Annotated in this window: 8 protein-coding genes; 5 read left to right on the top strand and 3 right to left on the bottom strand. The window is 36.8% G+C overall.

The window, feature by feature from the left end:
- Positions 1 to 341 precede the first annotated feature (341 nt).
- The 3 genes from FTU37_RS15895 to FTU37_RS15885 are packed head-to-tail and all read left to right on the top strand — an operon-like array spanning position 342 to position 4,421.
- Positions 342 to 2,030: a hypothetical protein gene (locus tag FTU37_RS15895; RefSeq protein ID WP_257225411.1), complete on the top strand. Its 1,689-nt coding sequence runs from the start codon at positions 342 to 344 to the stop codon at positions 2,028 to 2,030.
- Positions 2,027 to 4,084, top strand: coding sequence for a hypothetical protein (locus FTU37_RS15890; RefSeq protein WP_180124646.1), 2,058 nt, complete (start codon positions 2,027 to 2,029; stop codon positions 4,082 to 4,084). Before FTU37_RS15895 ends, FTU37_RS15890 begins: the two co-directional genes overlap by 4 nt.
- A gap of 4 nt (positions 4,085 to 4,088) precedes the next feature.
- Complete coding sequence (locus FTU37_RS15885) at positions 4,089 to 4,421, top strand: hypothetical protein (protein WP_180124645.1); 333 nt, start codon at positions 4,089 to 4,091, stop codon at positions 4,419 to 4,421.
- 98 nt (positions 4,422 to 4,519) lie between these two features.
- On the opposite strand, the gene tfpZ is transcribed toward FTU37_RS15885, so the two are convergent.
- From tfpZ to FTU37_RS15870, 3 genes are all read right to left on the bottom strand, one after another.
- A complete protein-coding gene (gene tfpZ / locus FTU37_RS15880) occupies positions 4,520 to 5,254 on the bottom strand; it encodes a TfpX/TfpZ family type IV pilin accessory protein (RefSeq protein WP_180124644.1) in 735 nt (244 codons plus the stop codon).
- A gap of 29 nt (positions 5,255 to 5,283) precedes the next feature.
- On the bottom strand, positions 5,284 to 5,544 hold the full coding sequence (locus FTU37_RS15875; RefSeq protein ID WP_180124643.1) for a hypothetical protein: 261 nt from the start codon (positions 5,542 to 5,544) through the stop codon (positions 5,284 to 5,286).
- A 68-nt stretch (positions 5,545 to 5,612) separates the two neighbouring features.
- The gene (locus FTU37_RS15870) at positions 5,613 to 6,089 is read right to left on the bottom strand and encodes a pilin (RefSeq protein ID WP_373686335.1); all 477 of its coding nucleotides are present in this window, start codon (positions 6,087 to 6,089) and stop codon (positions 5,613 to 5,615) included.
- Between the two features lie 795 nt (positions 6,090 to 6,884).
- On the opposite strand from FTU37_RS15870, the gene FTU37_RS15865 reads away from it, so the two are divergent.
- Together FTU37_RS15865 and FTU37_RS15860 are read left to right on the top strand one after the other, a co-directional pair.
- Complete coding sequence (locus FTU37_RS15865) at positions 6,885 to 7,340, top strand: pilin (RefSeq protein WP_180124641.1); 456 nt, start codon at positions 6,885 to 6,887, stop codon at positions 7,338 to 7,340.
- An 84-nt stretch (positions 7,341 to 7,424) separates the two neighbouring features.
- A complete protein-coding gene (locus FTU37_RS15860; protein WP_180124640.1) occupies positions 7,425 to 7,808 on the top strand; it encodes a hypothetical protein in 384 nt (127 codons plus the stop codon).
- Positions 7,809 to 8,008 lie beyond the last annotated feature (200 nt).

Here is an 8,008-nt window from a genome sequence, read left to right as displayed (position 1 = left end):
AATTTGATGGCTTCAGCTTTAAATTCTGTGGTGTAAGTCTTGTGTTTCTTGCTCATGGTAAACTCCTGATGAGTGTGTTTAGTTTACCAAGTTAAAACCTCCTGTTTTTTCAGCACACATCACATATAACTGATATCAATAAACAGATTAATGAACATGAGCGACTTGTTCTAGTCTGTAAAGATAAAACAGCTTCTTTTGGTTTTAAAACATTAGATATTGGAACACTATTTTACCGTAAAAGAGTATCTGGCGAGGTTTTGTCGGAACAACAGTTATCTGCATCTTTTGATGAAAAAAGACGTTATTTTTTGCAGTGTTTAACTGACTATTTACTGCAAATGAGCGGATCCGATCTATCAAAAGGATTGTTTTATTATACAAGCAAAACTTTTTTAGACTGGATTGATAGTCAAAAGAAAAATTTTGACTTATCGAATAAAGACAGTGTGATCGATGCGTATCGTCGTTATAGCAAATATTTAGTTGATCGCACTTTGCTTGCAGATACTGCAGAAGAAAGCTTGGCTGCACATACAGCAAAACAGTATCAGCGTAATGCAGCCAAACTAATCGCATATGTATTTGACTGTCATGAAATTGATATTGCTAGTCAAGCGATGCAAGTACAGTCTCAGCGTTATGATGTTCCTGTTTTGCCAATTGCGGAAGAAGATCATCAAAAAACTTATGCAACTTTGTTGAATGTCTTTCTTGAAATCCATCGTATTGTGATACAAGAAGCAGATTTTCCTGCACATTTTCAATCTGTGAATGAAGAAGACTTCTATTTTTACTCGGGTTTTCATCATCAAACTGAAAAACAGCATATCCAGTTTGATATGCAGAGTTATTTAGCCAAATATCCAGTTATTCCAGCTTTTTCCAAAATGCTAGCTGATTTTGATCTTGCTGAGGATAGTAAATATAGAAAGCGCTTACGTGAAAATCGTAATGAAGCTCTGTATAAATTGCAGCAACGTAATGAGAATAAGCGACACATAGAGCGTGAAAGACTTGCTTCCTATGGTCTTTGCATCGGCATGTTATTATTTATCGCACAAACTGGGGCAAATTTAGACACTGCTCAACAGTTACAACTCGATACGATGGAAATCCTACCGAGTACCCAAGGGCGAAGGTTTTCGGGAACAAAAAGCCGTGCAGGAGGCAAGACAGTATACCCAGAATTTGGGGTGAAATTTGAGCCAGTTTTTAGGAAGATTCTGGAACTTCGTGAATGGTATATTCAAGATGAACCATGTGATTTCATCTTTCCATTACGCAACGAAATTCAACAGTTGGGACCTGTCAGCTACGGCAGATTACAATTAATGAAAAAGCTTTTTCAGCGCATTTTCCCAAGAATGGTCTGGATTACGCCGCAACAGTGGCGTAAGCATAAAAGCAGTCAATATGTTGAGTTAAGTGATGGTGATCTACTGCTTGAAGCTGAAGTAATGGGTCACTCACTCGAGACCGCACGGAAAAACTATAGTCGAACTTCATTTCAAGATGCAAGTCAGCAAATTTCTCGATTTTTTAATGAGCTGCGAGAAGTTGCGGTCGCAAAAACACGAACACTTGAAAGAATCGCTGTGCAAACGTTAGATGAGACTGTTGATGTTCAGACCTTACCTGTTGGTGCATGTATTACAGCAGCTCCACATCCTGAAAAAGCGCTTGGTTTTACTGAAAAAGCTCCTACACCTAACTGTCAGCAATTTGAGCATTGTCTATTTTGCCACCACTATGCAGTCCACGCTGATGCCGAAGATGTACGTAAGCTTTTATCACTAAAAAGTCTGCTCGGCTACGTTAAGCAAAAAGCCACGGACCTAATCAAGTGGGAACAACAGTTTGGGGTTGTACTACATCGGATTGATGAAGTGCTCAATGATTTATCAAATACTTATGAAAATTTACGTGATCATATTTTTTCGATTCAAGAAGAAGTTGAAAGTGGTGATTTAGATGCCTATTGGCTCAATCATTTTGAATTGCTAATTGATTTGGGGTGGGTTGCATGAGTTCATTTAATTCATATTTATACGCTCTCGGTGTTGCTGAGCAGTTCTTACCTGATGAGTACAATCTACAGAATAATCAGCTGACTGTTCCAAGTACTTTTGTATTATCGCGAATAAAGAGTGGTGAGATATTGTCAGTTTATTCAGACAATATCTGGGATCTTTCTCCATATTTACCGAACTGTCATTGTCGCCTGAATTTTAATAGTTGGCTTGAAAACTCCCGTGAAGATGATTTTCTCTTCTGCCAAATTCGTGCAGAAATGAAAAAAATCAGCTTTGCTTTGCTTTATATAAAATCTGGCAAGTCGATTATTAAAAGTATTGAGCAGCGGCATACTGTTTTACGCCAGTTTGCTGCCATTGCCTACCGTAATGGCTGTACATTGCAGCAGTTATTTGGCGATGTTGCTTATATGTCAAAAGTGAATGATGCTTATATGAGAGTGAGCTATCAAAAAGCACTCCAAGTCAAAGCATTTTTAACGGATTGTTTTTCTATTCAACAGCAACACCCCTTGCTCATTCCTGCATTTAGTACATATCAACCGATTGAGCATTTAGCAAAGTTGGCTGGTCAACTCAGGTTGCAGTCAGACAAAGTAGGCCCACAAACCAAAGTGGTTCCTTCACGGCTTTATATTGCCTTAATTAATACTTTAGCGGATAAATTGAACGAGTTTAATCAAAATGCACCTGCTTTGCTGCAATGGTTCCAGCGTATTCAGCAAGATAAAGCTTTTGCGCGTATGCCCCGCGAATTTAAAGACTATAAAAATGCAGTGAGTTTTGTGGATGCTCGAGATTTGCTTGGTTTAACGGTACTGTTTGAAAATAATCAGATTCGCAAACATGCCAATCTCACCCGTTATATGACGTTGATTCAAGGTATGGCCAAGCTGTGGATTCATCTATTTACAGGTATGCGGGACAATGAAGTGAATCAACTGTCTTATGACTGCTATCAAACGGTTCAAAGCAATGAGCATCTTGTACATGTGATTATGGGCTACACCTCTAAATTACATAGTGGCGGTAACAAGTCCACCTATTGGATTACTTTTGAAGATATTCAATTTGGGGTACGTGCAGCGAAAAGTATTGGTGAAATCTATGCTTTACTCAATCCACATTATGATATGTCTAATCCTGCTGAATACCCATTATTTCCAACGCTATACTCGCAAAAGCATCGAAATAAAAATAATCGAAATATTAAAAACGAAACGGATTTTATTTCCAATTTTTCAGGTGCTCCAACTCGTACAGAGAGTAATTTTAATCAGTATTTAAGCCATATTTCGACCTCGCTTGGAGATGAATTAAGAATTACTGAAAGCGATTTAGCTGAACTAGAGGCATTTGATGGTTTTCGTAATTGGCGAGAAGAAAAAGACTGTCAAATTGGTGAGTACTGGAATATCTGTACCCATCAATTTAGACGCTCACTGGCTGTGTATAGTGCCCGTTCACGCATTATTGGGTTAGGTGCTCTGTCGGTTCAATACAAACATTTAACCGAAGCAATGACTTTGTATTATCGAGATAATGCGGTGTTTGCTCCAAACATTTTAGCTAGTGATAGCCAGAAAGAATTTATTCAAGAGCTTGAATATCAACGTCTCGTTCATTCTTATATACAATTTGAGGACGGTGTAATTAACAGTTCTAGTCGTTTGCTAGGCGGTGCAGGAACCTATTTGCAATTGCAAAAAGACCGTGAGCAACTACTCACAGTATTTCCAAACCGTGAGGAAACGATTAAACGAATGAAAAAAGGGGAAATTGCGTATAAGCCTAGTCTTTTTGGTGCTTGTACTAATCCAGACTCCTGTGAAAAAATTTCTTTTACTGCGATTACGAGCTGTTTGAGTTGCGCTCATGCAGTATTTGATGCAGCCAGTGCAGAGAAGATGCAAAAAGCAGTGCAACGATTACAACGAGCACGAGATACACAAGCACCAAGCAGTTTGCTGTACGGGCAAATGGATAGTGAGATTATGGCTTTAAACAAGACCATTCAAAAAATTAAAACCATCAATATCGAGGTTTAAAAAAATGAGTGCACTCAAGGAATATTATGCTGCTTTAGAGCGATTAAAAGCCAATAAACCAACTATCTTAGCCAAAGGATTTGCCATTAATAACGACACCGTGGCACTTGAAGCTGGGCGTAAACGGGGTTCGATTAAGAAGAGCCGTCACGCTGCATTAATTGAGGCAATTGAGCTAGCTGCACAGGAAGCAGGGCAAAATATTCTTTCACCTACACAACAGATTGAGCAAGCGAAAAGTAAGACCAAAGCTGTGAAAAGTGATTATGAGCAACTTAAAGAGGATTATGAAAAACTGTTGGAAAAGTGCAATTCGCTGCTGCTGGAAAACTTTTAGTTGAGGCAAAGTGCTCGAACTGTTTGATTTATATAGCCACTAAGTTACAGAACTTAGTGGATTTTTTATTCTTAGATGAAATGCAATAGAGATTAAAATTATTTCCATGGTCTTAAATCGACAATTTTGATAATAGTAGCGGTTTCTTTATTGACTAAAATGACCATATCTACCGCATTAGCTTTTAGAGGAAGCCAAGCATCTGCTTTTGAGTATTTGGTTAATTTTTGTTCAACCTCTGCTTTTGGGTTGTATTGTTCTAATTCTTTGATTTGTAATGCGTGTTGTTGTATTTGTAGTTTGACTTGAGTGAGTTCTATATAGCGTTCTGGTTGTTGAGCAAGAGAAACACCACCCAGAACCTCAGTAAAGATATCATCTGGATGTTGCTGAGCGCTCACTGCTGATTTTACTGCAGTAAATTTTGGACCAACCCATGATACCTGTTGAAATTGAGGCAATGCTTGATCAATATTGTCTAAAATGATGTCATTTTTTCGGACTAACTCGAAACGATCTGCATGGAATACTAACCATGCAGGGCGACCTTGTTCAATACTAAATATCCCATAACATAGAGCCGCAATTTGAATAATGATAATTACGCTTAGGTCAAATTTAAGTGTTTTTTTGCCTTCTTTATATACCAATAGACCTAAGAGTGGACCCAGAATCACATCTATGATCAACAACATTAAAAAAATATGGGTGACGCCCACTGCACTAGCAAGTGGAGATGGATACCAAATAAAAAAGACTAGTGCAATTACTAATAAAGCGACTAAGAATGAAATAAGTAGATGACCAAAGAAAAACTTTAAACGTTTTGACATAGAAAATAGCTCTAGTTCATATACAGATTTTATTTCAGAATATCCGCACTGCTGATCGATATTATATCTGGAAGATTGCGAATTTTTTCTTCTGCAATTTTTTCAAATTTAATGCGGTTAGAGTTAAATTGTTCTTCGGCTGAATCATATCTATTTTCGGGCTCAATATCTTGTAAAGTTTCTTGAGAAATTTGAATTATTATTCTTTGGGTTACCACTACTTCAACATTAATCCCAAATTTTTCATTTTTTGCATATTTACCAGTAAAATTTATATTTTCAACGTTCATTTTTAACCCCTATAGATCTTAATTCTAAAAAAAAAGACTGGCAAACCAGTCTTTTTTAGCATTGTAAATTACGCTGATGGGTCAGCAATATCCGTATCAGTAATATTAGCTTGACAAGTACCTGGTAAATATTTTTTAGGCATATCAACAGGACCACATTTCCAAGCTGCTACCGTGTTTCCTGCTGAAGGAATCGCGCCAGAACTAGTTTGAGGTACTAGGGCAATTTTTTTACCAGTACCAGTACCTAAGTCATCTGTAGTAGCGGCTGTAACAATAATCGCCCCCTTACCTGTAGTAGTAACAGATGCTACATATTTTGTAGGGTTTGTAGTTTCACAACCCCAATTACCTCCCGCTGGTAAAGTTGATGCTCCTTGAAATACTTCAGATATATTCGTACGACAAGCAGATGCTGCTAAGACAACTTCAGCAGTACGTGCTTTTACTGTGTAATCTTGATAAGCAGGAAGTGCAACTGCAGCCAGAATACCGATAATAGCGACCACAATCATAAGTTCGATGAGCGTAAAGCCCTTCTGTATTGTATGCATAACATTCTCCACAAATGTTTTGTTAATTTATTTATAAGCTTTGTAAGCTAATTTATAGTTTGCACAAAGTGTGCCAATGCATATTACTCAATTATTTCTTATGAAATCAATAGATTGTTTAATAGATTAAAAATCTTAAAAACTTAAAAGTAAATTTATGTAATTAAGTGACAAAAAATGTCAGTTTTATCGGTTTTGAGATATGTAAATATGAAAATTGCTTGTACTGGGAAAAGTTAAATTATTAGCAGCTAAGCGAGCAGAAAACTATATTGGTTTGGTGGTGGTTGCTTGTGTGGGGATGAAAGCAATTTGAAATTGAAAGTGCTGTTGTATACGGAAAGTTTCATATATGGGTGAGCAATAGAATGAAACGGCTTAAAGACTTCAAAATAAGCGAACGAATATCTCGCCAAACTATAGAAGTTTTGCCTATGCAATTTGGCGATGAAGAAGCGACTCGTCGTAGTCCTTTGCATCTGTAAGACGTGTGATTCTTCAGCATAGCATAAAGAAGAAATACAGAAGCTGGCTTATAAATGAGTCTGGATTTTTTCATTCGGTTTTTAGCTTATTAAAATTTCAAAATATCTCACGACCAGTCTGCTTTTATAAAAAACATCCTATCGCACTGCGTAAAAGCCATTTTCTGATATGGACAAAACTCAAAATTTTGTCTTTCAAAAAGCATGTCCATATGGACAATATGAAGGATGAAGTAAACCAAGACAATTCAATGGTTTGATGCATGTCCATATAAAGTGACTTATGGATTGAATCGAACTTATGATTGTGGTGGCTATTATCGGTATTCTAGCTGCTGTAGCACTTCCTGCTTATCAGGACTATACAGTTAAAGCAAAAATGTCAGAAGTAATTTTAGCTGCTTCTGCTTGCCGTACAAACGTATCAGAAGTATATCAAACTACTTCTTCATTACCGACTGCTGGAAATTGGGGCTGCGAAGTAACGACCCCAACTAAATATGTAGCAGATGTTACAACAACAAAAAAAGGTGGTATTATTGTCACCACTGCAACAAATACTACAGATTTAAAAACTGCTTCTAATACCAAGATTGTCATGATTCCTCAAGGTGCTGGCGCAGCAGCAGCAACACCTGGCACACCAGTAAGTGAATGGAAATGTGGACCAGCTGTTACTGCTGCTGGTACGCCTAAAAAATATTTACCTGGTACATGTCAAGCGACTATTACAGCAGGTGAAGAAGCTGGAACCTAATTAATAGGCTCACTTATAAGAAGACTGGTTCGCCAGTCTTTTTTATTGATAAAATTTAGCAACTAATGAGTAAATAAAAAGATTATGATTAAAGAGTATAAGTTTCAAGCATTGAGTGAAGAAAATAATTATCAACAATTTCCAGAGAAATTTGAAACTAATAATCATATTCTCTTTCACGGAACTGCAGAAGTAAATTTTGAAAATATTAAAAAGCAAGGTTTTCAACCAAAAGCTGATGGTGAATTAAGTAGTATCTCCTTCGCTAAAAAAAGCTCATTAGCATTGAGTTACGCTTGTGCTGCTAGAAACGATCTATCTCCAAAAGGTATAATTATTATGGTAGATATTTCAAATATAAAACAAGAATGTATAGTGGAGCAAGACTTCGGTATTCATTTATCACCTAAATTCCAACCTAAAATTATTGGCTACTGTTTAGTTCCTGAAAATTATAAGTTTAAGTAAAAATATGTCAAAACGCCTAAAATTTTTTCTAAGCCATTTATCTATTTCATTTCTGATTGCTCTACTTGTTGTCGGGTGATGTGTGCTGAAAAAACAGGAGGTTTTAACTTGGTAAACTAAACACACTCATCAGGAGTTTACCATGAGCAAGAAACACAAGACTTACACCACAGAATTTAAAGCTGAAGCCATCAAATTAA

This window comes from Acinetobacter sp. YH12097 (genome assembly GCF_013419225.1).
GTDB classification, from domain to species: Bacteria; Pseudomonadota; Gammaproteobacteria; order Pseudomonadales; family Moraxellaceae; genus Acinetobacter; species Acinetobacter amyesii.
This window is presented reverse-complemented; position numbering and strand designations above follow the sequence as displayed.

Excerpts from the sequence above, each read along its gene's own strand:
- FTU37_RS15895 (WP_257225411.1), top strand. The coding sequence starts at position 342 with ATGAGCGGATCCGATCTATCAAAAGGATTGTTTTATTATACAAGCAAA.
- FTU37_RS15890 (WP_180124646.1), top strand. The coding sequence starts at position 2,027 with ATGAGTTCATTTAATTCATATTTATACGCTCTCGGTGTTGCTGAGCAG.
- FTU37_RS15885 (WP_180124645.1), top strand. The coding sequence starts at position 4,089 with ATGAGTGCACTCAAGGAATATTATGCTGCTTTAGAGCGATTAAAAGCC.
- tfpZ (WP_180124644.1), bottom strand. The coding sequence starts at position 5,254 with ATGTCAAAACGTTTAAAGTTTTTCTTTGGTCATCTACTTATTTCATTC.
- FTU37_RS15875 (WP_180124643.1), bottom strand. The coding sequence starts at position 5,544 with ATGAACGTTGAAAATATAAATTTTACTGGTAAATATGCAAAAAATGAA.
- FTU37_RS15865 (WP_180124641.1), top strand. The coding sequence starts at position 6,885 with ATGATTGTGGTGGCTATTATCGGTATTCTAGCTGCTGTAGCACTTCCT.
- FTU37_RS15860 (WP_180124640.1), top strand. The coding sequence starts at position 7,425 with ATGATTAAAGAGTATAAGTTTCAAGCATTGAGTGAAGAAAATAATTAT.